Below are 23,647 nucleotides of genomic sequence, written 5' to 3' on the forward strand. Positions count from 1 at the left end.
TCCGCTAGGATTTCGCTCAGCGAAAGATTATTCTTTCAACGAAAAGGCTAGCCGATGCCAGGTGACGCGTCTACAGGGACGTTCCTGCAAGGACTGGAGCGCGGGCTCGCGGTGATCCGGGCGTTCTCCGCGGACACGCCGTCGCTGACGCTGAGCGAGGTGGCCCGCGACGTCGGGATCACCCCGGCGACCGCGCGGCGGATCCTGCTCACGCTCGAGCAACTCGGGTATGTGCGCAGCGACGGGCGCCGGTTCTCCCTCACGCCCCGGGTGCTCGCGCTCGGCTGGGCCTACCTGTCGTCCCTGGAGCTGGGGGACATCGCCGGGCCGTTCATGGAGGAGCTGAGCGCAAAGACCCGCGAGTCGTGCTCGATCGCGACGCTGGACCTGCCGGACATCGTGTACGTCGCGCGCGTGCCGACCAGCCGGATCATGACCGTTGCCCTGGGCGTCGGAGCCCGCCTCCCGGCGTACGTCACGTCGATGGGTCGGGTGCTGCTGGCCGGACTACCTGAGGACGAACTGTCGGCGTACCTCTCGTCGTTCGAGGCGGCGGCGCTGACGGAGTACACGGTGACCTCGGTGGACGACCTGCGAGACGTGATCGCCAAGGCCGATGCCGACGGATATGCCCTGGTGGACCAGGAGTTGGAACTGGGGTTGCGGTCGATCGCAGTACCGATCAGGGACTCGCGCGGCCGGGCTGTCGCCGCCCTGAACGTTTCTGCGCACGCATCCCGCTCCACCCCGGATTCGTTGCGCGAGGACGTGCTGGAGCCGCTGCGCGAATGCGCCGACCAGATCGGTACCGCGCTCCGCCGGCGCGGCCGGATCTGAAGGCGATCGTTGCCTAGGGCATGTTGGTGAACCCTGTGCGTGCTGCGCGGCACTCGGCACGGCACAGGGTTCACCAACACGCCCTGGGAAACGTTTGATTCATCAGGTGATACGGCCAGTTCCGTTTATATGGGCGGGTAAAGAGGTAAGGCCTAGGAAGTGAGGGCTCGCGACCGGCGGGTCCCGCGGGAAAGAGGACCCCCATGCCCGGGACCTGGTGGGCCGCCGCGATCGTGCTCCTCGTGGTGGTGGCGATCATCGTCATCGTCGTGGCCCGGCGCGGTCTGCGCGACGCGAGCACAACCTTCGACACGATCGTCTCGGACGTCCAGGACCGCCGCACGTCCCGCCCGGCCGCGGGATCAGGTCGACGGTCAGGCGCAGGATCAGGTGCCAGGACAGGCGTGGGATCAGGCGAGCGGTTCGGTGCAGAGCTGAGACCTGCTGTCGGTCTGGCCTATCCGGCGCCGGCCGACTTCGACGCGGCCGATCTGACCACGGCCGACCTGATCTGGCTGTGCGATCTGCTCACCGCCCATCCCGAACTGGCAGCGGTCGCGGCCGCGGTCCACAACGGGCGGATCGAGGTGGTGGCCGACGACGGACCGGACGCTGTGCGGAATTGGAGCACTGCCCTTGCCCCGATCTGCTCCGTCGTGGCGCTGCACATGCCTTCACCGCACACCGGCGACGAAGAGGTCCTGAAAGCAGGACGCTGCACCGTGCACCTCCGGCAGCACGAGTTGGCCGATCAGGATCAGAGCACCTTCCTGCTGCAGACCCTGACTGACCAGCGTCTCCGCCGCCGCCCCGACTACCGCCGCCGCGGCACCGCCAGCTCCTGAACCCGGAACCCCACCACTCCAGTACTACGAGCGGCGGGGCTTCTGGTTGTTGCGAGCGCTGGTGCTTCTGGTGGTGAGGGGCCGGGGTCAGTCGGTTTGGGTGACCTTGCGGAGGCCCCGGGGGGCGTCGGGGTCGAGGCCGAGCTTGCGGGCGAGGGCCTCGATCGCGCGCTGGGCCGGGATGATCAGCGCCAGCGGGGCCAGGGTCTCGGGGAGGTCCGGACCGGCCAGGTTCACGTCGCAGCGGGAGGCGAAGGTCGCGTCGCCGCCGATGCCGAGGATCTTGCTGCCCTTCTCCCGGACGATCGAGGCCAGCTCGGTCATCCCCGGCAAAGCGGGTCCGTCCCCGGCCGCGACCAGGATGGTGACCAGGTCCGCGTCGACCACGGCGATCGGCCCGTGCTTCAGGTCGGCGTACGAGAGTCCGCGGACCGGCTGCAGGCAGGTCTCCTCCAGCTTGAGGGCGACCTCGAGCGTCGTACCGAAGGTGAGGCCGCGGCCGCTGGACAGGACATCGTGCGCGCCGGCAAGCAGGTCCGCGGCGGCGTCGACCGAGCCCTCGAGCATCTGGGCAGCGGCCTCCGGGACTCGGGCGATGTCGGCGTCGAGGGTGCCTGGCTTCTGCGCGAGCGCGTCGACCGCGACGGTGATCGCGGCGAGCTGGGTCGTGTAGGTCTTGGTCGCTGGGACCGCCAGTTCCTTACCGGCCTGGGTGATCAGCGCGACGTCGGCGGTCGAGGCGAGCGGGCTGTTGCCGTCGTTGGTGATGCCGACGACCGCGGCGCCGTTGCGCTTCGCCCACTCGGCGGTGTCGACGATCTCCTGGGTCGCGCCGGACTGGCTGATCGCGACGACCAGCGAGTTGGACAGGTCCAGGTTCGCGCCGTAGAGGGTGGCCACCGAGGGCGCGGCGAGCGAGGCCTGGCGGCCGGCGTGAATCTCGGTCAGATACCGGCCGTAGACGCCGGCGTTGTCGGAGGAGCCCCGGGCCACGAAGATCACGTGCCGGCGGCCCGCCGCCAGCCGGGTGATCTCGTGCCGCAGCGGCAGCACGTGCTCGAAGGTCGCGGCCAGCGCCGCGGGCTGCTCGGCGATCTCGCGTGCCATCTGGGTGGCGGGGGCGGGGACGGGCGTTGACACCACGACGATCACTGGTCCTATCTGGTCTTAACAGGTATGCTGCGCACGATAGCAGTGAGCGGCGCACCGGGGCACCCCTCGAAGCTCCGCCCAGGTCAGGAGGACCGAGTTTCGATGGTTGCGACGAAGCGGGCCCAGGTCCGATCGGTGCTGGAACGGCTGATCGACGTCGAGCTGCACCCGGGTGACCCGATCCCGTCCGAGCGTGCCCTGGTGGACAAGCTGAACGTGTCCCGGGTGACCGTCCGGCAGGCGATCAGCGACCTGGTCGAGTCCGGCGCGCTGGAACGCGTGCACGGCAAGGGGACCTTCGTCACCGGTCCCCAGGTCGATTCCCAGCTGCACCTCACCTCCTTCTCCCGCGAGATGCGGGCCCGCGGTCTCGAGCCGGGCACCGTGGTGCTCTCGGCGACCGAGATCGAGGCGTCCGACGAGACCGCCAAGGGTCTGCGGGTCCCGAAGGGCACCAAGGTGATCCGGGTCGAGCGGCTGCGCACCGCCGACGCGTCCCCGATGGCCTACGAGGTCGGCTACTACCCGTCCGCGCTCTTCCCCGGCCTGCTCGGCCGCGAGCTCGGCACCCTGTACGACGTCTTCGCGAGCGAGTACGACGTCGTCGTCACCTCCGGTGAGCAGACCGTCCGGGCGGACAACGCCGACGGTCACGTCGCCCGGGTGCTCGGCGTGGCCCGGCGGGCACCCCTGCTGGTCCTCGAGCGCACCACCTTCGCCGGCCGCAAGGTCGTCGAGCTGTCCTGGTCGGCGTACCGGGCCGACCGCTACCGGTTGCACATGGCCCTGACACCCCGGGGCCCGCGATCAGGTTCGGCTTGAAGCAGCCGACCCGACTCAGCCGCCTGAACCCGGCCGCCCAGCGGGCGCCGGAGCCAGGTGGCAGGAAACAAACTGGACCGGTCCTGTTCATCAACTGGTCTGTTCAGCTGCCGTTCGCTCCCCGGCCACCTGGCCGGCCCGGCAGCAGGGCCGCCGCATACGACGAGGTACGCGACGGTGATACTGGAGCTCAACCCACATGAACTTTGCTGTGAGGAGTACCGCGAGACATGCCTATTGCCACCCCTGAGGTCTACGCCGAGATGCTGGACAAGGCGAAGCAGAACCAGTTCGCCTACCCGGCCATCAATGTCAGCTCCTCGCAGACGCTGATCGCCGCGCTGCGCGGCTTCACCGAGGCCGGCTCGGACGGCATCGTCCAGGTCTCCACCGGCGGTGCGGAGTACCTGTCCGGCTCGACCGTGAAGGACATGGTCACCGGATCGGTCGCGCTGGCGGCGTACGCGCACGAGGTCGCGAAGAACTACAACGTGAACATCGCGCTGCACACCGACCACTGCCCGAAGGACAAGCTGGACGGCTTCGTCCGGCCGCTGCTGGAGGTCTCCGCGGAGCGCGTCGCACGCGGCGAGAACCCGCTGTTCCAGTCGCACATGTGGGACGGTTCCGCGGTGCCGCTGGAGGAGAACCTCGAGATCGCCAAGGACCTGCTCGCCAAGGCCGCGGCCGCCAGGATCGTGCTGGAGATCGAGGTGGGCGTCGTCGGCGGTGAGGAGGACGGCGTCGCGAACGAGATCAACGAGAAGCTGTACACCACCGTCGAGGACGGCCTGGCCACGGTCGAGGCGCTCGGCACCGGCGAGCACGGCCGCTACCTGACCGCGCTCACGTTCGGCAACGTGCACGGCGTCTACAAGCCCGGCTCGGTCAAGCTGCGCCCGGAGATCCTGAAGGAGATCCAGGAGCAGGTCGGCGCCAAGGTCGGCAAGGAGCGCCCGTTCGACCTGGTCTTCCACGGCGGCTCCGGCTCGACGCTCGAGGAGATCCGCGCCGCGGTCGACTACGGCGTGGTCAAGATGAACATCGACACCGACACCCAGTACGCGTTCACCCGCCCGGCCGCCGGTCACATGTTCAGCAACTACGACGGTGTCCTCAAGGTCGACGGCGATGTCGGCAGCAAGAAGGCCTACGACCCCCGCGCCTGGGGCAAGGCCGCCGAGCAAGGCATGGCCCAGCGCGTGGTCGAGGCCTGCGAGCACCTCCGCTCCCAGGGCACCTCCCTCCTCGCCTGACCCGCAAACACCCCCGAAGAACCCGTCGCACTCCGCGGCGGGTTCTTCTCTTTCCAAGGCTCTGGAGTTTTGGAAGCCCTGGAGCGCCGAGCTCTGAAGTCAGCTGCTCTGGGTGGTACGGAAGGAGCGGCGGTAGGTGTCGGGTGGGACTCCGGCGATGCGTTTGAACTGGCGGCGCAGCGTGGTGGCGGTGCCCATGCCGGTGGCGACGGCGACTGCCTCGACGCTCTCGTCGGTGGCCTCCAGCAGTTCCTGGGCGCGGCGCACGCGCTGGGTGAGGAGCCACTTGAGTGGGGTCTGCCCGGTCACGGCGCGGAACTGCCGCCCGAGATTGCGCGGGCTCGTGTTCGCACGCCGGGCCAGGTCTGTCACCGTCAACGGCTGGTCCAGCCGCTCCTGCGCCCAGGCGAGCAGGCCGGACAGCATGTGGTCGCCCGAAACCTGCATCGGCGTCGCCACGAACTGCGCCTGACCGCCCGGCCGATGCGGCGGCATCACGAGGCGACGGGCGACCGTGTTGGCGATGCCCGCGCCGTGGTCGAGATGGATCAGGTGGATGCAGAGATCGACGGCGGCGGCCTTCCCGGCGGCGGTGAGCACGCTGCCGTTGTCGGTGTACAGCACGTCCGGATCGACCACAGCCTGTGGATGACGGGCACTCAGTTCCGCGGTATGAGCCCAGTGAGTGGTGGCTCGACGACCATCGAGCAGTCCCGCAGCACCGAGCGCGAACGCTCCGGTGCAGAGCGAGGCAACCCGCGCCCCCGCCTCGTGGGCAGCACGAACGGCTTCGACCAGTTCCGGTGGCGGCGGCTCGTCGACGTCCGCGCAGGCGGGCACGATCACGGTGTCGGCGCTGATCAGACGTTCCAGCCCATGGTCGGGCTCGACCATGAACGGCCCGATCCGCACCGGCCCCGGCCCGCAGAGCAGGACGTCGTACCAGTCGTCCGTGACTTCCTGCGGGGGCGTTCGGAAGATCTCGTAGGCCACTGCCAGCTCGAAGTGCAGCAGCTGACCGGCAGTCGCGAGCGCGACGGTATGCATGTCCGAAAGTGTACGCATGATGTCGTTCCGGACTATCACGGTCAAGTCCGTCGGACCGCGAGAGTTGACCTTCCAGAACAACGAGATCAGGGGAATCATGGGCACAGCGGACGCAGTAGTCGTCTACGGAGCGACGGGGCACACCGGGCGCTTCATCGTCGCCGAACTGCTCGAGCGAGGCTTCACGCCGATCCTTTCCGGGCGTGACGCAGCTCAGTTGGAGGTGCTGGCCAAGGAGTTGGGCGAGCTGGTGGTGCGGGCAGCCACGGTGGATGACCCGGCATCCTTGGACCGGGCACTCGCCGGTGCGGCGGCTGTCATCAACTGTGCCGGGCCGTTCGCACTGACCGCAGGCCCCGTGGTCGAGGCAGCCCTGCGCGCAAGGATCCCGTACATCGACGTCGCGGCGGAGATCGAGGCGAACGTCGCGATGTTCGCCGACTATGCGGAGCCAGCTCGAAGGGCGAGCGTTCCGGTGCTTCCGGCGATGGCCTTCTACGGCGGCCTTGGCGACCTGTTGGTGACCGCGACCATGGGGGAGTGGACCGCTGCCGACGTGGCACACGTCGCGTACGGGTTGAGCAGTTGGCATCCCACGCCGGGCACTCGGACGGCGGGTGAGGTGTCGCATCAGCGTCGCGCGGGCCGTCGGGTGCGGTTCAAGGACGGCGCCCTGCAGTACCACGATGACAAGCCGAAGGAGCAGGACTGGGACTTCCCGGAGCCACTGGGTCGGCGAGCGGTGATCGCAGAGTTCACCATGGCCGATGTCGTCACCGTTCCCAGCCACCTGGCCGTGCCCGAAGTCCGCACGTACATGGCCGTCGAGGGCGCGAGGGACCTCGCCAGCGAGGACACACCGGCGCCCGAGGCCGTCGACGCTCTGGGCCGTTCGGACCAGACGTTCGTGGTCGACGTCGTCGTCAGCGCAGGTGGCGTCGAGCGGCGAGCCACCGCCCGCGGCCAGGACATCTACGCGGTCACCGCACCACTGGCAGTGGAGGCCGTCCGCCGAATCCTGACCGGCCAGACACGGACAACAGGTGTCGCCTCGGCCGGCGCCATGTTCGACGCACCCGACTTCCTCCGCTCGCTGACTCCACATCTCTCGGTCGACCTTTCAGACTGACCCGCACACGACAGGCGGCGGGGTTAGGCGGGTGAAGGCTTGGAGGCATTGGTGGGCAGCCGGGACAACGGAAAGAACCGGACGCCGGTACGGCGAGTTGCCCGGGTGAAGGCCGCACGGACCTGCGAGCTGACGACGGCGGGCTGATCCAAGTCGGGCCAGGCGATCCAGCAGTACTCGAGTGGCTCGGGTGCGGCTGGTTCGCCAGGGTCGGGTGCGAAGGCCCGGGCGGCGGCGTCTTCCAGAGAGTCGTCAGGGCGCGGGCTCCAGAAGGGGATGCGCGGCTCGAACTCGACCACCGTGCGTTCGTCCGGGAACCAGAGAGACGAGCCTGAGAGGTCTGTGCCGAAATCCTCCGTGGGCTCGGGCATCGGTGGTGGATCAGGTGAAGGCGCCGGGAGGTCGGCATCGTGCAGGATCAACCGCAGGCGGGATTCGGCGACCGAGGCGGACCCCTTGCCCGCCAAGGACGCGACCAGTCGCGCCCGCTCGACGCCTCGCTCCACCTGGTTCGCCGCACGCTTCAGCGAGGCCGGCGTCGCCAGGCCCGCGTAGATCGCCGCCTCGGCCAGGGCTACCGCTGGGGCGAGAGCTGAAGTGGTCGACAGCTCGGCGATGGCGCGGGCGGCCGAGACCAGGCGCAGACCGTTCCAACTGCGGACGCCTGGGCCGACCGGGTCACGGACGTGGCGGTGCACACCGTCGAAGTGCCAGCCGCAGCGGCCTGTTCGGGCGGTGACATGGACGCGGGTCAGGTCGAAGCCCCAGAGCGGCAGCGCGTGGAGGGCGGCGGCCGACTGGTGGCTGGCGATCAGCCCCGGCTCGCCGGACCGCAGTACCTGGTAGAGGTGGCGGAGGTGCACCATCTCGTCGTCGACGAGGGTGAGGGTCCGGTGCGGGGCATAGGTGCCCGGCCGGATCCGGCGCCAGCCGCCGGTGTCCAGCAGGGAGTCGATGTCCGGGTCGGGGTAACCACACGCGCGGGCGTCCGCACGTGTGAACACCCCGCCGCGGATGTGGGTCATCACGCTGAGTTGTGGGTTCACACCCAAGAAGATGCAGCGATCAGGCCCTCAACCCGGAACGGACCTCAAACCTGTGGAAAGAGGGCAAGAAAAAAGCCCGTCATGTCTGTATGACGAGCTCGGCGCGGGTGGGTACCCAGGGTTGCCAGAGGAGGGGCATGTTGGCCTCGGCAGGCGTGCGATTGCCCTTCCGCTCATTGCACGAGGCATGCGCGGCGACCGCGTTCAGCCATTCTGTCCGGCCACCTCTGGATCTGGGCTGGACGTGGTCCATCGTGTCGGCGTTGTCCAGCCCGCAGTAGGCACAGCGGAACTTGTCGCGCCTGAGCACACCGTGCTTGCTGTACTTCATCCGGCCCGCGGCGTAGCGCCAGTGAGTCACCACGTAGCGGACCAGCCGCAGTACGCGGGGCACCGGAAAAGGGCCGATGGTCCGTTCGCCGTGCGCCTCTTCGACCACTGCGACCTCGCGGACCAGCATCCGGATGGCGTGCTGGATCGACACGGTGTGCAGCGGCTCGTATGACGCGTTGAGGACGATCACGCTCATCCGGTGCCTCCTTCCGGCCGTAGCTGGGAACCACGGCGGTCTCGACGCAGGGTCTCAAGCATCCGTGGCCGTCCGGTGAACGGTCAACGGATTTCGCCAGACGGTCACGTGCCGGTTCGGCTGCGTGATCGGCGAAGATGTGCCTATGGAATTGAACAATCTGCTGTCAGGTCCACCCGAGACACTACTCCCCGTCGATCCCGCGGCCGCGGAACTCGCCGCCGGGGCCTCCGCGGTCGACACGGCGGCCAAGTATCCGACCTCGTCGCTGGCCTGGTCCGAGCTGGCCGAGGCGGCCCTCGCGGAGGGTCGCACCATCGAGGCCTACGCCTACGCCCGGACCGGATACCACCGCGGTCTGGACCTGCTCCGCCGCAACGGCTGGAAGGGTCACGGACCGGTTCCGTGGGAGCACGAGCCGAACCGCGGCTTCCTGCGCTGCCTGGCCGTCCTGGGCAAGGCGGCGGCCATCATCGACGAGAAGGACGAGGCCGAGCGCTGCGCCACCTTCCTGCGCGACTCGTCCCCGACCGCCGCGGACGTCCTCAGCTGAAACCCGTTTGGTGAGGGCTGGGCCGGCGGGCGATGATCCGTCGGTGACCAGCCCTTACGCGCAGGACGGATACCGCGTCGCCTTCGACTGGAGCCCGGCAGGTGCGGCGAAGGTGCGCGGTGACCTGGTCGCGGTGGTGGACGTGCTGTCGTTCACCACGGCGGTGACGGTGGCCGTCGACGCGGGGATCGAAGTGCTGCCCTATCGGTGGCGCGACGAGTCCGCCAAGGCCTTCGCCGAGCAGCACCAAGCCGCGCTGGCAGTCGGACGCGGTCAGGCGGGCGACGACGGGATCAGCCTCTCGCCTGTCACGATCAGACGGGCCAGGGTACGGCGCCTGGTGCTGCCGTCGCCCAACGGCTCCACGATCTCCCAGCAACTCAGCGACAGCGGATCCACTGTCCTAGCGGTCTCGCTTCGCAACGCAGCGGCTGCTGCGGCGCTGGTCGCCACCAAGCTGGCAGAGGACCCGTCGCTGACCGTAGTGGCCATCGCTGCCGGAGAGAGGTGGAAGGACGGCTCACTGCGTCCGGCGGTGGAAGACCTGTGGGGTGCGGGTGCGTTCTTGGCTGCACTAGCCGATAGTGGCGCCGGACCGCTGTCCCCGGAGGCCCGAGCCGCCGCAGCGGCGTACAGGGATGTCGCGGGGGAATTGCCGACGCTGTTGCACGACTGCGCGGGTGGGCGCGAGTTGACGCAGTACGGATTCCCGGAGGACGTGGCGATCGCCGCGGAGGTGAACAGCAGTCGCGTGGTACCGATTCTGCAGGGCGGTGTGTTCAAGTAGGTAGACTGACTCAGTCACCCGAACCCGAGGTACTGCCCGGTGACATAGCCGGCAGGCGGCGTGCGTCCCCGCTTCCTGCCGAAAATGGACGGTTGTAGGCGGCAAGACGGACCGGCGAAGCAGGGCGCCCGCGGTCAGATCACCGCCCCACCGGGCAGCGGAAGGTACTACCGTGCCGGCTCTCACCGGACGGATCCGCACGCCCAAGCAGCAGAGCGGCTATCGCACCGCCCTGCGCACTCCCGGAGCGTGGAAGTTCTATCTGGCCGCTGCGCCCGCTCGCATCGGCATCGCGATGACCGGTCTCGGCATCGTCTGGCTGATCCACGGAGCCACAGGCTCGTACGCCGCTGCCGGCACCGTGACGGGTGGCTTCGCCGTCGCCGAGGCCATCGGTGGTCCGCAGGTCGCCCGGCTGATCGACCGCTTCGGCCAGACCCGCATGCTGCCGCTCACGTTGCTCCTCCACACCGCCGCAGTGGCTCTCCTGATCGGCCTGGCCGTCTCCTCGGCGCCCTTGTGGATGCTGGTTGGAGCTGGGGTCCTTGCGGGTGGTTCGCTGCCGCAGATCGGAGCACAGACCGCGGCTCGTTGGTCGCACGCGCTTCGCGGCAGCCCGGTGCTGTCATCGGCCTTCGCGCTGGAATCCCTGGGGACAGGACTGGCATTCCTGGTCGGCCCGGCCTTGATCGGAACCGTCAGCTCACTCGTCTCACCAGTCGTCGGCTCCGGGCTGGCAACCACCTTTGTCGTAGCCGGTGGCCTGTCCCTCTCGCTACAACGCCGTACTGCGCCTCTGCCCGGCGCACGGGTCTCCCGGAAGAAGCGGGTGCGCCTGATGCGTCCGGGGTTCCTCGCCCTGGTTGGTACGAGCATCGGCGTCGGGCTGTTCTTCGGCGCCATGCAGGTCTCGGTGACCGCTTTCGCTGTAGGCCGGGGGACAGGCGAACTGGCTGGCCCGCTCTACAGCGTGACGAGTCTGGTCAGCCTGCTGGTCGGATTCGCCTATGGTGCAAGGCGTTGGCGGCTGCCGGCTCCCACCCAATTGGTGCTTGCTCTGGGCTCGCTGTTCGTACTTACCCTGCCGCTGTTGACCGTGGACCAACCACTCGCGCTCGGCATCGCCCTGGCGCTCCCCGGTGCCGCGCTGGCGCCGTACATGGTGTTGTCGTCTGTGCTGACCGAGTCGCGGGTCGCTCCCGCAGTACTGACGCAGGCCTTCACCTGGCTCAACTCGGGCAGCGCCGCCGGGATCGCCGCGGGTGCGGCGATCACCGGCCGCGTAGTCGATGCCCACACCCCGCACTGGGGCTTCGGGTTGGCCGTGCTCGCCACACTCGTGGCGACCGCGATGGGTGTCGTCGTCCGGAGCTCAGGACCTGCGCACCGGCCTCCGCATGAGAACCCAACCGAGCAGGGCGAAGAGCACCATCCACACCGTGATAACCAAACGACCGACCACGAACGGGCCGAGGATGCCGGGCGTGAGCGGCACGAATACGTAGCTGCCGAGCACTAGCGGCAGATACCGCTGCCAGCCGGACCAGACCTTGGCCCGCAGTACGGCGATCCCCGCGATGATGAGGAAGACGCCGATCGCGATCGACGTCACGCCGTACCAGAGGTCGAGGGTGTCGGTGCGAGGACTCGGGTAGAGCGAATCCCTGGCGCTGATCGCGGCCAGTTCGACCGCGGCCAGCCCGAGCATCGCGACCATGCTGCCTCCGACGCCGATCCGGCCGAGCCCCGAACGGCCGGCGGCGCCGGAGGTCAACAACCCCGCCAGCAGGATGGCCAGGCAGACATGCTGGACGAAGAACACCGTCTGGGCGATGGTGAAGCCCGTTGCGGTGAAGGGATAGCTGTACCGGCCGTCGTCGACCGCGGCCGGATAGGCGATCAGGAAGAGCCCGGACGCGGCGCCCACCAGCCCGGCCCAGAATCCGATGGCGCCCAAACGTCGGCTGGTGACCGCATCCGCCGGGCGAAGTCTTGCTGCGCTGTCAGTACTCACGGTGTGTCCCCCCACATCCGCTGCGAAAAATACTAAGGTAGACCTGATATTCAGGTTTACCTTAAGGAATTCATGTCGTCAACGGATCAGCCCCAGGCCGCGAACACGATCGCGATGCTGGGCCAGGCGTACAGCCTGCTCGGCTTCAAGATCGTGGACGGCGTCGTGGGCGCGGGCTACCCGCAGAAGCCGTCGCACTCGGCCGTCTTCGCCCAGATCAAGCGCGAGGGCTCCCGGCTGACGGACCTGGCCAAGGGCGCCAACATGACCCCGCAGTCGATGAGCGAGCTGGTCGCGGAGCTCGTCGAGCTCGGCTACGTCGAACGCAAGCCCGACCCCACCGACGGCCGCGCCAAGCTGATCGTCCTCACCGACCGCGGCAACGCCTGCATCGACGCCGCCCAAACCACCATCCACGGCCTGGAAGACCACCTCACCGCCATCCTCGGCCCGGAAGGCCACGCCCAGCTCCGAACTCTCCTCACCACGCTATTGGCCGAGGGCTGAGCTCGGAGGGCAGGTGGTGTTGACCTCAGAACCCCGAGCTGCCAATCGTCACACAACGTAGTTTGTCGGTGCCTGGTGCGACACTTCGTCAGGTAGGAAGACGCGACCAAGTCCACCGGTAGGCTCGCGACCGTGCCGAAGGAGGGGAACAGATGACCGACATCTACGCGACGCCGCTCCTGACCGCACGGGAGGCCGCGCGCTACTTGAAGATGCCCGAGTCAACTCTGGACAGTTGGCTGGCAGATGCCTCCCGTGAGCCACTGGTGCACGCGGTGCATCCGGAGCGACGTGGATGGCCGCGAGTTCCCTTCGTCGGAATCATCGAAGCCTACGTACTACGGACTCTCCGCGAGCTCGGCTTCTCGATGCAGGATGTACGACGTGCTGCAGACCTGGCTCGTTCAGAGTTCGATGACCCTTACGCGCTGGCGTCCGAACGGGTCGCGACGGACGGGGTCGGCTTGTTCGTTCGGATAGCGGATGAGTCCGTCATCCATGCTCGTGACCACCAGATCGCTTTCCCTGAGGTCATCTCGGAATACCTGACCTATATCAGCTGGGACGCTTCAGGGAGCCCGGCGCGACTTCGACTGCCACAGTATCCGTCGGAGGCCGAGGTCATCATCGACCCACGGTTCGGATGGGGAGCGCCTGTCCTCGCCAAGAGCAAGGTTCCGGTCGAAGCCTTGGTCTCGCTCTGGCGGACAGGCGAGCCGATAAGCGCTGTTGCCGAAGAGTACGACCTGCCTGCGGACGTCGTGGAAAATGTCCTCCGTCAGGCAGCCTGAGTACTTCTTCGATCGCAGTCTCGGCAAGGCCTCAGCGACTCGGCTACGTGCGCGAGGCTGGACCATTCATCTCATCGCAGACTTCTACACCAACGATGCCGCAGACATCGCTGATGAGGAGTGGATTGCCGAGGGATGCTCGCGTGGTTGGCTGCTGCTCACCAAGGACAAGAAGATTCGCTATCGCGCCAAGGAACTCAGCGCGCTGGATTGCGGGCATCTGTTCTGCCTGGCGGCGGGCAATCTGGGTCTTGACGACATGGCGCAGCGTTTTGTCGCGGCGGAGCAGGCAATGGTCAGCGCCAGCCGGAGGTACTCCGTTGGGTTCTGGCATGTCCACGCCGAAGGCCGCATCACCAAGATGTGGCCCTGACCGAGCGCTGCTGCCTGGAGCGTGATCAGCGGTAGGTGATTTGGTGTTCGGCCTGGTTTCGGGTGGCGTATTCGGCGGGGGTGAGGCCGATCTGGTCCTTGAACTCGCGGGAGAAGTGAGCCTGGTCGAAGTAGCCGAGGGCGAGGGCCAGGTCGGCCAGTTCGGCGGCCTCGCCGCGGGCCAGCAGGTCGGCTCCGTCGTGCAGGCGGTAGCGGCGCAGTACCCACTTCGGGCCGACGCCGACGTAGCGGCGGAAGAGTCGTTGCAGGGTGCGGATCGGCAGGTCGAACCGCTCGGTGACCTGGTCCACCCGGGTGATCGAGCGGTCCTCGGCCATCGCCGCGATGATGGCCCGGACCAGCTCGTACTGCGCGTCCGCCGCCACCAGGTGGTCCTTCAGGAACGCCTCGAACACCGCCCGGCGGCGGACGTCGTCCTCTTCGGCGAAGACCAGGTCGGCCAGCCGGTCGGCGTCGTCGAACACGTCGCGCAGCGGCAGCACCTGGTCGCGGAAGGAGCCGACGTCGAGCCCGGTCACCGCGCCGAACCCGCCGGCCCAGAACTTCACCCCGAAGGCCCGGCCCCGGCCGGTCAGCTCCCGTTCGAACTTGGTCGTGCAGACGCCGTTCACGAAGGCGCCTCCCGGTTGCTCGAACGTCACGTTGACGCTCGGGTAGGGCAGCACCTCGGCGACGTACGGCTCCTGCAGGTCCCACTCGACGATCCAGTACCACTCCACGAACCGGCCGATCTCGGGTCCGGCGGTCAGCCGGCTCAGGGTGCGGTGCCGGGCCTGCTCGCGCGGATGCAGGATGCCGCGGTCACTGTCGAACGGCTGGCTGGGCACGATCCAAACCTACGACAGCCCACCGACAGAAGCGGCCTGTCGCGTTCTTACAAGACCCGGGAGTCCGCCCCGGCGAAACTACCGGTATGACGAACACGGTGAACCCCATCCCGCCCGGCTACCACTCGCTCACGCCGTACCTCGCGGTCTCCGACGGCCCGAAGGCGATCGAGTTCTACCGGCAGGTGTTCGGGGCCGAGGTGATCAGCAGGCAGGACATGCCCGACGGCCGGCTCGGCCAGGCGGAGCTGAAGTTCGGTGACTCGATGCTGCAGCTCAGCAACGAGATGCCGCAGATCGGGCTGAAGGCGCCGAACGGCGAGTGGGTGCACTCGTCGCTGGTGCACTACGTGCCGGACGTGGACGCGACGTTCGCCCGGGCGATCGAGGCCGGGGCGCGACAGGTGGAGCCGGTCCAGACGTTCATGACCGGCGACCGGTACGGCACGGTGATCGATCCGTTCGGGCATCGCTGGGCGATCCTGACGAAGGTGGAGGACGTCTCGCCGGAGGAGGCGGACCGCCGGGTGAAGGAATGGCTGGCGTCGAACCCCGAGGGCCTGGACGCCTGATCGAGGCTGCAGGCGACGAGCCGGGCGCGCTGATCATGCGCGCTTGTGAAACGGCGAGAGCCCTTGCGGGTAAGGAGTTCGGGGCGATCGGTCAGCCCGGGACAACGAGGAAGCGGCCCGCCGGAACCGTCCCCTGCGGCAGTTTCGGCGGGCCGCTGACTAAGAGTGTGCACGCGATCACGGAAAATGGCAACCCGTCGTCGATGATTGCCGCACTCGGTGTCACGTGTTGCGCACGCGGACGGTCTTTGGCGTGGTAATGCGCAGTTCCGCTAGGCTTTGGTCGCAAGAGCCTGGACGCGGTGCCGAGATGAAGTTTCGGTGAACGTGTCCGGGCTTCACCGTTTCCAGCGTCCGGCTGCGCGCAGGCTTTGGAGCCGTCGGAGCCGACGCGTGAAGAGGAGGGCTGAGATGCCCGCAATCGTGCTCGTCGGCGCCCAGTGGGGCGATGAGGGCAAAGGCAAAGCGACCGATCTGCTCGGGAACACCGGGGCCGAGATCGACTACGTGGTGAAGTTCAACGGCGGCAACAACGCCGGCCACACGGTCGTGATCGGCGACGAGAAGTACGCGCTGCACCTGCTGCCGAGCGGAATCCTGACCCCGGGCGTGACTCCGGTGATCGGCAACGGGGTGGTGGTCGACCTCAACGTGCTGTTCGAGGAGCTCGACGCGCTGCAGGCCCGTGGCGTCGACACGTCCCGGCTGGTGGTGAGCGCCAGCGCCCACCTGATCCCGCCGTACAACCGGACGCTGGACAAGGTGGCCGAGCGGTTCCTCGGCAGCCGCAAGATCGGTACCACCGGGCGCGGCATCGGCCCGACGTACGCGGACAAGATGAACCGGATCGGCATCCGGGTCCAGGATCTGTACGACGAGAAGATCCTGGAGCAGAAGGTCACCGGCGCGCTGGAGCAGAAGAACCAGCTGCTGGTGAAGGTCTACAACCGCCGCGCGGTCGAGATCGCCGAGGTGATGGACGAGCTGCTCGGGTACGCCGATCGCCTCAAGCCGATGGTCGCCGACACTCCGCTGCTGCTGGGCAGGGCCCTCGACGCGGGTAAGACCGTGCTGATGGAGGCCGGCCAGGCGACGCTGCTGGACGTCGACCACGGCACCTATCCCTTCGTCACGTCCTCCAACGCGATCTCGGCGGGCGCCTGCACCGGGTCCGGCATCCCGCCGACCCGGATCGACCGGGTGATGGCCGTGATCAAGGCGTACACCACCCGCGTCGGCGAGGGCCCGTTCCCGACCGAGCTGCTGGACGCCGACGGTGAGTGGCTGCGGCAGCAGGGCTTCGAGTTCGGTACGACGACCGGCCGCCCGCGCCGCTGCGGCTGGTACGACGCGGTGATCGCCCGGTACGCCGCCCGGGTGAACGGTGTCACCGACTTCGTGCTGACCAAGCTGGACACCCTGACCGGGCGCGAGAGGATCCCGGTCTGCGTCGCGTACGAGGTGAACGGGGTGCGGCACGACGAGATGCCGATGACGCAGACCGACTTCCACCACGCGACTCCGCTCTACGAGGAGTACGAGGGCTGGGACGAGGACATCACCGGCGCCCGGAGCTTCGAGGACCTGCCGAAGAACGCGCAGACCTACGTGAAGGCGGTCGAGGCGATGAGCGGCGCGCCGATCTCCGCCGTCGGCGTCGGTCCCGAGCGTTCGCAGATCGTCATTCTCGACAACCGCATCTGAGGCCGAGCGGAACCACCCGGGCCACCACGGCCCGGGTGGTTCTGGCGTTCTAGCGGCCGAGGAAGGGAAGGTCCCGGATCACTGGGTACTCGCGGATGTCGCCGAAACCCGGGCGGTTGGGCAGGTCCGGCGCGTGGATCGGAGCGCGGGCCCAGTCGGAGCCGCCGCCGGTGGCGGCGCTGGTGAAGGCCGCGGTCGCGGCGGCCACCAGGAGGGCGGCGACGATCAGGCTCAGCCAGGCCGGCCCGATGAGGTTGCGGAGGGTGATCTTGGAGCCGCGCCGTAGCGACGTGCCGCCCGGTCCTACCCAGGCGCAGAGCAGCCCGGCGATGCCTCCGGTCGCGAAGCCCACGGCGGACAACGGCTGCCAGTCCAGCCCGTGGGTGTTCGCCGCGCCGGCCGTGAACATCCCGCCGACCACGAAGCCTACGATGACCGGCAGGATCAGGCAGAACAGCGTGATCAGCGTCGCCGCGATCAGGTGGACCGGGCTTGCGGCGGCAGCCACCAGCCCGTCCGATTTGCCGCGTCCGCCACGGACCTGCCGTCGCCGCATCAACGCGGTACTGCCGCGATCGACAGTCCGGGCCAGCACGATCAACAGGGCAGTGACCAGGAACCCGAAGCCAGGGACGAGCGCCATCAGCCCAGCCAGGGCCAGCATCAGCGCCACCAGCAGCACCGAGCGAGCCGCCTGCTGGTCAGGCCGCACAACTGCGTCCGCACCCTGCGGCCGCTTCGCCACCGTGCCGTGCTGCGGCGGCTGGTTGTTGTACGGGCCTTGCGGCTGCGGCCGGTACTGCGGCTGCGGCTCCGGCCGATAGGGCTGCTGGTAGTTCTGCGGATAAGAAGCTTGGTACGGCGCTACGCCCGCGCCCGGGTAGTTCGTCGGCTGCAGGGGCGGCGCCGCGTACCCGGCGAAGTTCGGCGCGGTCCCAGGTCCGGCAAACGTAGGACCAGCGGCAGGAGCACCTTGGTAGGGCAAGGGCAGAGCCGCCGGCGCAGCAGAGGTGGGATTCGGGCTGTAGGTCGCCGGGTGACTCGGCACGACGGCGCTCTTCGCCTTCTGCTGAGCTGCCACGTCGCGCAGCTTGTCCCGCAGCGGCGTGAACGCGGACAGCGGTGGGATCACCGGCGGCACCAACTGTGCCAACTCCGCCGGGTCGAGCCGGTTCGCCGCGGCTGCGGCCGAGTCTTCCGGCATCACCCGGGTCATCACCGAGGTCGGCGGGTTGATGACCACCGTCTCCGGCGACTTGGCGACCTCCTCGGTGGAGGTGTGCGGGTTCGGGATCAGGGCCTCCCGGCCCTCGGCGTACCGGTTGAGGCCGGCCATGATCTCGACCTGGGTCGGGCGGTCGCGGCGATCGGGTGAGAGTGCGGCGGCGAGCAGTGGCTTCAGGCGGGGGTCGAGGCCTTCCAAGTCGGCCTCGCCGCTGCGCACCCGGTGCAGCACGATCTCGAAGGGCCCCTTGCCGAACGGACGCCGCCCGGTGGAGGCGTAGGCGACAGTGGCCGCCCAGCCCCACCAGTCGGCGGACTCGGACACCATCTCGCCCTCGATGAGCTCCGGCGCGAGGTAGCCCGGCGTACCGATCACCAGGCCGGTCTGGGTCAGCCGGAGGTCGTCGGCGGCCTGGGCGATGCCGAAGTCGATCATCACCGGCTTGCCGTTGAACATCATCACGTTGCCCGGCTTGAGGTCCCGGTGGATCACACCGGCCTGGTGGATCGCCTGCAGGGATTCGGCGAGGCATCCGGCCAGCGGCAACCAGCGCTGCGGGGTCAGCGGCCCGCGCTCATCCACCTGCTCGTCCAGCGGCCGGCCAGGGACGAATCGCGTCACCAGGTACGGCCGGTCGCCCTCCAGGTCGTGGTCGAGGAGGGCCGCGACGCCGGGGTGGTTCACCTTCTGCAGCGTGGTCGCCTCGCGCTGCAGGCGGGCGCGCGCGGTGGGATCATGGGCCACGTGCGGCCGCAGTACCTTCAGGGCGACCTCTTTGTGCTGTGGGCCCTCAGCCAGGTAGACGACGCCCATGCCGCCCTGCCCGAGCCGCCTGATCAAGCGGTACGGCCCCACCCGTTCGTCCGCCTCGACTGGCGTCACAGGTTGTCCCCCTGTTGCTGACATGCCATCTACGGTACGTCGGCAGCAGTGCACCGGCGGGCTCCGTGACCGAACGCGTCCGCATGACCTCGGAGGTAATCGCTGGGCCGCACGATCACCGGCAGCCTTGTCGCAACGACACAGCACAAGGAGCCGACACATGACCCACTACGCGATCGCCAATCTCCGCAACGTCCGGGTGGGCGCCGAGATCGTGGAGTACCTGCAGCGGATCGACGCCACGCTGGAGCCGTTCGACGGGCACTTCATCGTGCACGGCGGCGTCCCGGAGTACGTGGAGGGTGTCTGGAAGGGCTCGCTCATCGTGATCGAGTTCCCGAGCTACGAGCACGCTCGAGGCTGGTACGACTCGCCGGAGTACCGGAAGATCCTGCCGCTGCGCACGGACAACGCCGACGGCGTCACGATGCTCCTGGAAGGCGTCGACCGCTCCCACCAGGCAACCGACGTCCTCACCGAGATCCTCACCTGACACAACTGGGCGCGGCCGGTGCCTCGGGGCGGTGGGCGCCGGCCGCGCCCCGGCTCAGGTGATCGCCATGGTGAAGGCCAGCAGCCCGGTGCCGGTGGCGTTGGTGATCCAGGGGCCGGCGCCGTTGTGGCCCTGGTAGGTCAGGCTGGTCGCACCTGTTGCGGGGTCGGAGAGGGTGAGCAGTAGCTTTCCGCCTGCCTGGTAGGTCACCGATGAGACCGTGACGGCGGCACCGTCGACCCGGAAGTCCGCGGCGGCGCCCGCGTCGACCGTCAGCGGATCAGTCGAGCGGAGTTGCACGCTGAGCTCCGACCCGCTTGCGGTGACCCTGGCCGGGTTCGATGGCGCCACGCCAGCAGACGGCCCGCCGTACAGGTCTCTGGCGAGTACTGCGAACGTGTGGTCGCCCATGTCGCGATAGCCGCCCAGGTACGCGTAGTGGCAGCCGTCGTGGCCGGACAGGCCGTTGGTGGAGAGCAGGGTGACACCGAGGGAGTCGCCTAGCTGCCGCTGGGCCTCGCGGAGGTTCATGGCCGTCGTGTTGCCGCGATTGCGCGGCGGGACTCCGGGTGACAAGGGTGCGCGGACGGGCGCGGATCGAGGCATGGCGGACCTCCGGAGGGCGGGATGTCTCCACCATGGGTAGCGAACCGATCACCCATCGTGCGAGCTTTCTGCGCCCAGCGGTCCGATCCCTGCGCCCAGTGGTGCGCCTGCCCTGTCAGCGGCGGCGGAGGAGCAGACCGCGGCTGCCCGGTTTGCGAAGGTAGACGCGGCCTCCGACGACCGGCTCGAACCGCGGCAGGACCAGGTCGAGTTCCTCCTCGACCGACCAGCCCGGCGGCCACGTCCGCTCGGCGAGCTCGGCCGGATCCATCGACACGAACACCCGATCCGTGGGGAACCGGTCGAGCAGGCCGAGGTCCAGGCCGTAGTACAGCAACTCGATCAGCAGGTACGCCGAACCCGTCAGGCGTCGGGTGGTCGTCAGCTCCTCGAAGCTGTGCGGGTGGACCCGGATGTCGCCGTGGCCTTCGACGGCTTCGCGAAGGCGGGAAAGGAAGGTGGGGTTCGGCTCGGTCGCGTCCACGGAGTACCCGTCCTGCAGCAGGCGGCTGGTCAAAGCGCCCTCGTAAGCGCCTACCTCGATCACCCGGCCCGCCGCGGGATCGAGGTGACTCCGCACCCACGCCGCGGTCGCGTCCAGCCGTTCGTTCTCGTACTGCGAGGTGATGGACTCCCAGGGCTCCTCGGCATCGCTCGCGGTCAGCGCGAACAACCGGGCGCGTTCCTCCGGGTCGGACACGAAGAACCGCTCAACCGAGGAGACCCGCCGGGAGTTGTCGTTCTCGAGCAACTCCGGGCGGTGGGTGTTGACGAAGTTGAGCTTGGCGTCGATCAACGCCTGATCGAGTCGTTCGTCGAGATCGGTGATCCACTCGAACGAGCGGGTATCGCCGACAGCGTGCTTCACCGGCGCCCGGACCAGCCCGGCCAGGTCGAATCCCCAGCGGCCGCGGCGTTCCCGCGGATCGGCGGGCGAGTGTGTCCAGACGGTCGCCGCGACATCACCGGTCTCCAGCGCGATCGCATCCGCCGCTGCTCCTGACGACCACGGCTTGTCACCCACGCCGGTCGTCCCCAGGAGTTCGGCCAATGGAGCCAGGCGGCCGGCGAGCGGGACGGCGGCGGGGAGCTTCAGGTAGGCGCCGCGGTCGGCGATGACCAGGTGCACCTCACGGCCCTGGCGTGGATCGAGGACTGACAGGAAATCGGTTACGACATCTTCCGGACGGAGCACTGCGACGACATCGATCACCCGTTCAATCTTATGCAAACTCTCTACGAAAAGCTGTCCGACGCGTGTCGGGAACCCGCACGGCAGGGGTCCGGGCGGTGACACGCCCTGCCTCGCGGGACGGCTGCACCCGGGTGTCACCTAGGTTCAAGAGGGTGACGAGGTGGGGATGGCTGGGCGTGCTCGCGGTCCTGGTAGTGGCCGCAAGCGGGTGCGGGACCGAGGTGGCGGCCAGCCCGCAGGCGCGGCCGACAGCGCCCGGACCCTCGTGGGCCACGCCGGTTCCCGTCCGTACTCCGACGCCGACACCGCCGCCGCAGAAGTGCCCGCCGTCGGGGGCGATGATCACCGTCGGCGAGGTCGAGGCCGCGCTCGGGCATCGCGCGGTGGTGCTGAAGTTGACGAACTGCCGCGCCCGGACCCTGACGCTCGACGGGTACCCCGAGGTCGCCGTACTGGACGCCAGGCGCAACAAGCTGAAGAAGGTCGCCGTCGCACACGGTTCGTCTTACATGGCAACGGATCCAGGACCCGCCAGGATCCGGCTCGGCAAAGGCGAGTCGGCCCTGGCGGCGGTGTCCTGGAGCAACACCGTGGAGGTGTACGGCGGCGCGGTCGCCGGCACCTACCTGTCCGTTGCCCAGGGCAAGGGAGATGCCCCGGTCGTCTGGCCGGTGGTCACCGACATCGGGACCACCGGCAAGGTCGAACTGACCGCCTGGTTGCTGAAGTTCGCGAACTGACGGTCAGCGCTTGAGTTGCGGGTAGAAGTTGTTCAGGTCATCGGGCAGACCGGCCTTGACCTGCCGGGCGGTCTCGTCGGCGAGTACCTCGAACACGCCGGTCTCGATCCCGTCCAGGGCCGCCTTCGCGATGTCGGCGGGGTTCTCCTTCGGCGCGGTGACGGCCGTGGTCATGTCGGTCTCGACGTAGCCCATGTGGAGTCCGGTGACGCCGATGCCGCGATCGATCAGTTCCAGCCGGATCCCGTTGGTCTGCGACCAGAACGCGGCCTTGGTGGCGGAGTACGCGCCGTGGGCGGAGAGCCAGGACAGCGCCGAGTGGGCGTTGAGGATGTGGCCGCCGCCGTTGGACTCGATCACCGGGACGAAGCGCCGGGTCAGGTTCAGCGGACCGAAGAAGTTCACCTCGAAGACGGTCCGGATGTCCGCCAGGTCGGCGTCGAGGTAGGTGTCCGGCGAACTGCCGCCGGCGTTGTTGATCAGCACGGTCACGTCGGGCGCCGCGGCGACCAGGGCGTCGATCGACGCCTCGTCGGTGACCTCCAGGGGAAGGTTCACCACCCGGTCGTCCGTGCTCGGCTGCGGGGCGCGGGCGGTCGCGTAGACCTTCTTCACGCCGCGGGTGAGCAGGTCGTCGACGATCGCCTTGCCGATGCCGCGGTTGCCGCCGGTGACGAGCACGGTCGCGCCTTCGAGTGTGGTCATGAATGAACTCCAGAGAGATGGGAGATGCGGGAGGAAACCGTTCTGTTTCCAGAGCGTAAACCGATCTGTTTCCTTCTGCAAGTCGAGCCGGTACGCTCGATCCCATGACGACCCAGGCGACACCCCGCGAGCGGCTGCTGGACGCGGCGGGCGAACTCTTCTACCGCGACGGCGTGCACATCGGCGTGGACGCGCTCTGCAAGGCGGCAGGGGTCTCGAAGAAGTCGATGTACCAGCTGTTCCGGTCCAAGGACGAGCTGATCGCCGAGAGCCTGGCCAGCCACGGCCCGTCGTACCAGCGAGTGCTGGAGCCCGGGCCGGAGGACGGGAACACGCCGCGAGAGCGGATCCTGGCTGTCTTCGAGCGGCAGGACGCGGCGCTGACCGACGGCGACTTCCGCGGCTGCCCGTTCGTGAGCACCGCGGTCGAGCTGAAGAACCCCGAGCACCCGGGCAGCGTGGTCGCGCGGCATTTCAAGCAGCGGCTGACGGACTTCTTCGAGTCCGAGCTGGTGGCTGCCGGCGCCGAGGACCCGCAGCTGCTGGCCGTGCAGCTGACGATGGTGTTCGACGGCGCGAGCGCCCGGGCCGTTGTACGGGCCCAGTCGCTCGGTGGCGTCGGTGTCACGTTGGCGGCGTCCGTGCTGGACGCCGCCGGGATCAAGGCGCCCGCGCTAGCCGGCCAGACCCGCTAGCACGACGCCAAGAAACGCCGGCGCGGCAATCCATCGCCTGGCCTCTGCCGGATGCTGCGACACCTGGCGGACCTCGGACGTCCCGCCGGGACCTCGGACATGCCGCCGGGACCTCGGACATGAAATGGCCTGTCTGCGGTACCGCCAAGCTGTCCTAGGTCCCCACAACCATCCCAACCCTGCCGCCGACCCCACCGCAGCCGCCGGCGATCGGCAAGCTGTCAGTCGCCGAGCGCGACCGCCAGATACCAACTGCGTGGTCCCCGACGTCACCACGGTCTACAGCGATCACCTC

General features: G+C 68.6%; 25 protein-coding genes. 16 read left to right on the forward strand and 9 right to left on the reverse strand.

Translation table 11 applies throughout. The features are described from left to right. Positions 1-54 precede the first annotated feature (54 nt). Together EV648_RS00440 and EV648_RS00445 are read left to right on the forward strand one after the other, a co-directional pair. Complete coding sequence (locus EV648_RS00440) at positions 55-837, forward strand: IclR family transcriptional regulator C-terminal domain-containing protein (protein ID WP_132283920.1); 783 nt, start codon at positions 55-57, stop codon at positions 835-837. 203 nt (positions 838-1,040) lie between these two features. Continuing rightward, positions 1,041-1,682, forward strand: a complete 642-nt coding sequence (locus EV648_RS00445; RefSeq protein WP_132283922.1) for a hypothetical protein — start codon at positions 1,041-1,043, stop codon at positions 1,680-1,682. Between the two features lie 87 nt (positions 1,683-1,769). Here EV648_RS00445 and EV648_RS00450 read toward each other — a convergent pair whose 3' ends face one another. After that, the gene (locus EV648_RS00450) at positions 1,770-2,822 is read right to left on the reverse strand and encodes an SIS domain-containing protein (RefSeq protein ID WP_241994785.1); all 1,053 of its coding nucleotides are present in this window, start codon (positions 2,820-2,822) and stop codon (positions 1,770-1,772) included. A 114-nt stretch (positions 2,823-2,936) separates the two neighbouring features. Between EV648_RS00450 and EV648_RS00455 the strand changes: the two genes are divergently transcribed. Continuing rightward, on the forward strand, positions 2,937-3,656 hold the full coding sequence (locus tag EV648_RS00455) for a GntR family transcriptional regulator (RefSeq protein WP_132215972.1): 720 nt from the start codon (positions 2,937-2,939) through the stop codon (positions 3,654-3,656). A 230-nt stretch (positions 3,657-3,886) separates the two neighbouring features. Beyond that, on the forward strand, positions 3,887-4,912 hold the full coding sequence (fbaA, locus tag EV648_RS00460; RefSeq protein WP_132283924.1) for a class II fructose-bisphosphate aldolase: 1,026 nt from the start codon (positions 3,887-3,889) through the stop codon (positions 4,910-4,912). Between the two features lie 99 nt (positions 4,913-5,011). Here fbaA and EV648_RS00465 read toward each other — a convergent pair whose 3' ends face one another. Further along, on the reverse strand, positions 5,012-5,959 hold the full coding sequence (locus EV648_RS00465; RefSeq protein WP_132283926.1) for a helix-turn-helix domain-containing protein: 948 nt from the start codon (positions 5,957-5,959) through the stop codon (positions 5,012-5,014). 19 nt (positions 5,960-5,978) lie between these two features. On the opposite strand from EV648_RS00465, the gene EV648_RS00470 reads away from it, so the two are divergent. Next, positions 5,979-7,088 (forward strand): trans-acting enoyl reductase family protein, encoded by a 1,110-nt coding sequence (locus EV648_RS00470; protein ID WP_241994786.1) that lies wholly within the window; start codon positions 5,979-5,981, stop codon positions 7,086-7,088. A 23-nt stretch (positions 7,089-7,111) separates the two neighbouring features. Here EV648_RS00470 and EV648_RS00475 read toward each other — a convergent pair whose 3' ends face one another. Both EV648_RS00475 and EV648_RS00480 read right to left on the reverse strand, forming a co-directional pair. Beyond that, a complete protein-coding gene (locus EV648_RS00475) occupies positions 7,112-8,134 on the reverse strand; it encodes a type IV toxin-antitoxin system AbiEi family antitoxin domain-containing protein (RefSeq protein WP_241994787.1) in 1,023 nt (340 codons plus the stop codon). A gap of 79 nt (positions 8,135-8,213) precedes the next feature. After that, positions 8,214-8,663, reverse strand: coding sequence for an HNH endonuclease (locus tag EV648_RS00480; protein ID WP_132191947.1), 450 nt, complete (start codon positions 8,661-8,663; stop codon positions 8,214-8,216). A 145-nt stretch (positions 8,664-8,808) separates the two neighbouring features. Between EV648_RS00480 and EV648_RS00485 the strand changes: the two genes are divergently transcribed. The 6 genes from EV648_RS00485 (at position 8,809) to EV648_RS00510 (ending at position 13,688) form a co-directional block, all read left to right on the forward strand. After that, the gene (locus EV648_RS00485) at positions 8,809-9,216 is read left to right on the forward strand and encodes a DUF3151 domain-containing protein (RefSeq protein WP_132191946.1); all 408 of its coding nucleotides are present in this window, start codon (positions 8,809-8,811) and stop codon (positions 9,214-9,216) included. Positions 9,217-9,259: 43 nt separating this feature from the next. Next, the gene (locus tag EV648_RS00490; protein WP_132283928.1) at positions 9,260-10,003 is read left to right on the forward strand and encodes a 2-phosphosulfolactate phosphatase; all 744 of its coding nucleotides are present in this window, start codon (positions 9,260-9,262) and stop codon (positions 10,001-10,003) included. A gap of 172 nt (positions 10,004-10,175) precedes the next feature. Then, entirely contained in the window at positions 10,176-11,522 is a 1,347-nt protein-coding gene (locus EV648_RS00495) for an MFS transporter (RefSeq protein ID WP_132283930.1), read from the forward strand. A 567-nt stretch (positions 11,523-12,089) separates the two neighbouring features. Beyond that, positions 12,090-12,524: a MarR family winged helix-turn-helix transcriptional regulator gene (locus EV648_RS00500; RefSeq protein WP_132283932.1), complete on the forward strand. Its 435-nt coding sequence runs from the start codon at positions 12,090-12,092 to the stop codon at positions 12,522-12,524. Positions 12,525-12,676: 152 nt separating this feature from the next. After that, positions 12,677-13,315: a DUF433 domain-containing protein gene (locus tag EV648_RS00505; RefSeq protein ID WP_199234376.1), complete on the forward strand. Its 639-nt coding sequence runs from the start codon at positions 12,677-12,679 to the stop codon at positions 13,313-13,315. Further along, positions 13,293-13,688 carry a hypothetical protein gene (locus EV648_RS00510; protein ID WP_132283934.1) on the forward strand — a complete coding sequence of 132 codons (396 nt, stop codon included), beginning with the start codon at positions 13,293-13,295 and terminating at the stop codon, positions 13,686-13,688. The genes EV648_RS00505 and EV648_RS00510 overlap by 23 nt, the downstream gene beginning before the upstream one ends. 25 nt (positions 13,689-13,713) lie before the next feature. Here EV648_RS00510 and EV648_RS00515 read toward each other — a convergent pair whose 3' ends face one another. Beyond that, on the reverse strand, positions 13,714-14,535 hold the full coding sequence (locus EV648_RS00515) for a helix-turn-helix domain-containing protein (RefSeq protein ID WP_132283936.1): 822 nt from the start codon (positions 14,533-14,535) through the stop codon (positions 13,714-13,716). Between the two features lie 86 nt (positions 14,536-14,621). On the opposite strand from EV648_RS00515, the gene EV648_RS00520 reads away from it, so the two are divergent. Further along, on the forward strand, positions 14,622-15,107 hold the full coding sequence (locus EV648_RS00520) for a VOC family protein (protein ID WP_132283938.1): 486 nt from the start codon (positions 14,622-14,624) through the stop codon (positions 15,105-15,107). A gap of 411 nt (positions 15,108-15,518) precedes the next feature. Continuing rightward, complete coding sequence (locus EV648_RS00525; RefSeq protein ID WP_132283940.1) at positions 15,519-16,811, forward strand: adenylosuccinate synthase; 1,293 nt, start codon at positions 15,519-15,521, stop codon at positions 16,809-16,811. Between the two features lie 49 nt (positions 16,812-16,860). On the opposite strand, the gene EV648_RS00530 is transcribed toward EV648_RS00525, so the two are convergent. Beyond that, positions 16,861-18,942 (reverse strand): serine/threonine-protein kinase, encoded by a 2,082-nt coding sequence (locus EV648_RS00530; RefSeq protein WP_199234377.1) that lies wholly within the window; start codon positions 18,940-18,942, stop codon positions 16,861-16,863. A 136-nt stretch (positions 18,943-19,078) separates the two neighbouring features. Here EV648_RS00530 and EV648_RS00535 point away from each other — a divergent pair, with 136 nt between their 5' ends. After that, positions 19,079-19,411: a DUF1330 domain-containing protein gene (locus tag EV648_RS00535; RefSeq protein ID WP_132283942.1), complete on the forward strand. Its 333-nt coding sequence runs from the start codon at positions 19,079-19,081 to the stop codon at positions 19,409-19,411. 54 nt (positions 19,412-19,465) lie between these two features. Here EV648_RS00535 and EV648_RS00540 read toward each other — a convergent pair whose 3' ends face one another. Both EV648_RS00540 and EV648_RS00545 read right to left on the reverse strand, forming a co-directional pair. Next, complete coding sequence (locus EV648_RS00540) at positions 19,466-19,942, reverse strand: hypothetical protein (protein ID WP_132283944.1); 477 nt, start codon at positions 19,940-19,942, stop codon at positions 19,466-19,468. Between the two features lie 190 nt (positions 19,943-20,132). After that, positions 20,133-21,230, reverse strand: coding sequence for an SAM-dependent methyltransferase (locus tag EV648_RS00545; RefSeq protein WP_132283946.1), 1,098 nt, complete (start codon positions 21,228-21,230; stop codon positions 20,133-20,135). 134 nt (positions 21,231-21,364) lie between these two features. Between EV648_RS00545 and EV648_RS00550 the strand changes: the two genes are divergently transcribed. Then, the gene (locus EV648_RS00550) at positions 21,365-21,952 is read left to right on the forward strand and encodes a DUF4232 domain-containing protein (RefSeq protein ID WP_132283948.1); all 588 of its coding nucleotides are present in this window, start codon (positions 21,365-21,367) and stop codon (positions 21,950-21,952) included. Positions 21,953-21,955: 3 nt separating this feature from the next. On the opposite strand, the gene EV648_RS00555 is transcribed toward EV648_RS00550, so the two are convergent. Beyond that, positions 21,956-22,657, reverse strand: a complete 702-nt coding sequence (locus EV648_RS00555; RefSeq protein WP_132283950.1) for an SDR family oxidoreductase — start codon at positions 22,655-22,657, stop codon at positions 21,956-21,958. A gap of 104 nt (positions 22,658-22,761) precedes the next feature. On the opposite strand from EV648_RS00555, the gene EV648_RS00560 reads away from it, so the two are divergent. Then, entirely contained in the window at positions 22,762-23,352 is a 591-nt protein-coding gene (locus tag EV648_RS00560; protein ID WP_132283952.1) for a TetR/AcrR family transcriptional regulator, read from the forward strand. Positions 23,353-23,647: the final 295 nt, after the last annotated feature.

It is taken from the genome of Kribbella sp. VKM Ac-2568, assembly GCF_004345365.1.
Taxonomy (GTDB): Bacteria; Actinomycetota; Actinomycetes; order Propionibacteriales; family Kribbellaceae; genus Kribbella; species Kribbella orskensis.

Excerpts from the sequence above, each read along its gene's own strand:
- EV648_RS00440 (WP_132283920.1), top strand. The coding sequence starts at position 55 with ATGCCAGGTGACGCGTCTACAGGGACGTTCCTGCAAGGACTGGAGCGC.
- EV648_RS00445 (WP_132283922.1), top strand. The coding sequence starts at position 1,041 with ATGCCCGGGACCTGGTGGGCCGCCGCGATCGTGCTCCTCGTGGTGGTG.
- EV648_RS00455 (WP_132215972.1), top strand. The coding sequence starts at position 2,937 with ATGGTTGCGACGAAGCGGGCCCAGGTCCGATCGGTGCTGGAACGGCTG.
- fbaA (WP_132283924.1), top strand. The coding sequence starts at position 3,887 with ATGCCTATTGCCACCCCTGAGGTCTACGCCGAGATGCTGGACAAGGCG.
- EV648_RS00465 (WP_132283926.1), bottom strand. The coding sequence starts at position 5,959 with ATGCATACCGTCGCGCTCGCGACTGCCGGTCAGCTGCTGCACTTCGAG.
- EV648_RS00470 (WP_241994786.1), top strand. The coding sequence starts at position 5,979 with ATGTCGTTCCGGACTATCACGGTCAAGTCCGTCGGACCGCGAGAGTTG.
- EV648_RS00480 (WP_132191947.1), bottom strand. The coding sequence starts at position 8,663 with ATGAGCGTGATCGTCCTCAACGCGTCATACGAGCCGCTGCACACCGTG.
- EV648_RS00485 (WP_132191946.1), top strand. The coding sequence starts at position 8,809 with ATGGAATTGAACAATCTGCTGTCAGGTCCACCCGAGACACTACTCCCC.
- EV648_RS00500 (WP_132283932.1), top strand. The coding sequence starts at position 12,090 with ATGTCGTCAACGGATCAGCCCCAGGCCGCGAACACGATCGCGATGCTG.
- EV648_RS00505 (WP_199234376.1), top strand. The coding sequence starts at position 12,677 with ATGACCGACATCTACGCGACGCCGCTCCTGACCGCACGGGAGGCCGCG.
- EV648_RS00510 (WP_132283934.1), top strand. The coding sequence starts at position 13,293 with ATGTCCTCCGTCAGGCAGCCTGAGTACTTCTTCGATCGCAGTCTCGGC.
- EV648_RS00520 (WP_132283938.1), top strand. The coding sequence starts at position 14,622 with ATGACGAACACGGTGAACCCCATCCCGCCCGGCTACCACTCGCTCACG.
- EV648_RS00525 (WP_132283940.1), top strand. The coding sequence starts at position 15,519 with ATGCCCGCAATCGTGCTCGTCGGCGCCCAGTGGGGCGATGAGGGCAAA.
- EV648_RS00530 (WP_199234377.1), bottom strand. The coding sequence starts at position 18,942 with ATGTCAGCAACAGGGGGACAACCTGTGACGCCAGTCGAGGCGGACGAA.
- EV648_RS00535 (WP_132283942.1), top strand. The coding sequence starts at position 19,079 with ATGACCCACTACGCGATCGCCAATCTCCGCAACGTCCGGGTGGGCGCC.
- EV648_RS00540 (WP_132283944.1), bottom strand. The coding sequence starts at position 19,942 with ATGAACCTCCGCGAGGCCCAGCGGCAGCTAGGCGACTCCCTCGGTGTC.
- EV648_RS00555 (WP_132283950.1), bottom strand. The coding sequence starts at position 22,657 with ATGACCACACTCGAAGGCGCGACCGTGCTCGTCACCGGCGGCAACCGC.
- EV648_RS00560 (WP_132283952.1), top strand. The coding sequence starts at position 22,762 with ATGACGACCCAGGCGACACCCCGCGAGCGGCTGCTGGACGCGGCGGGC.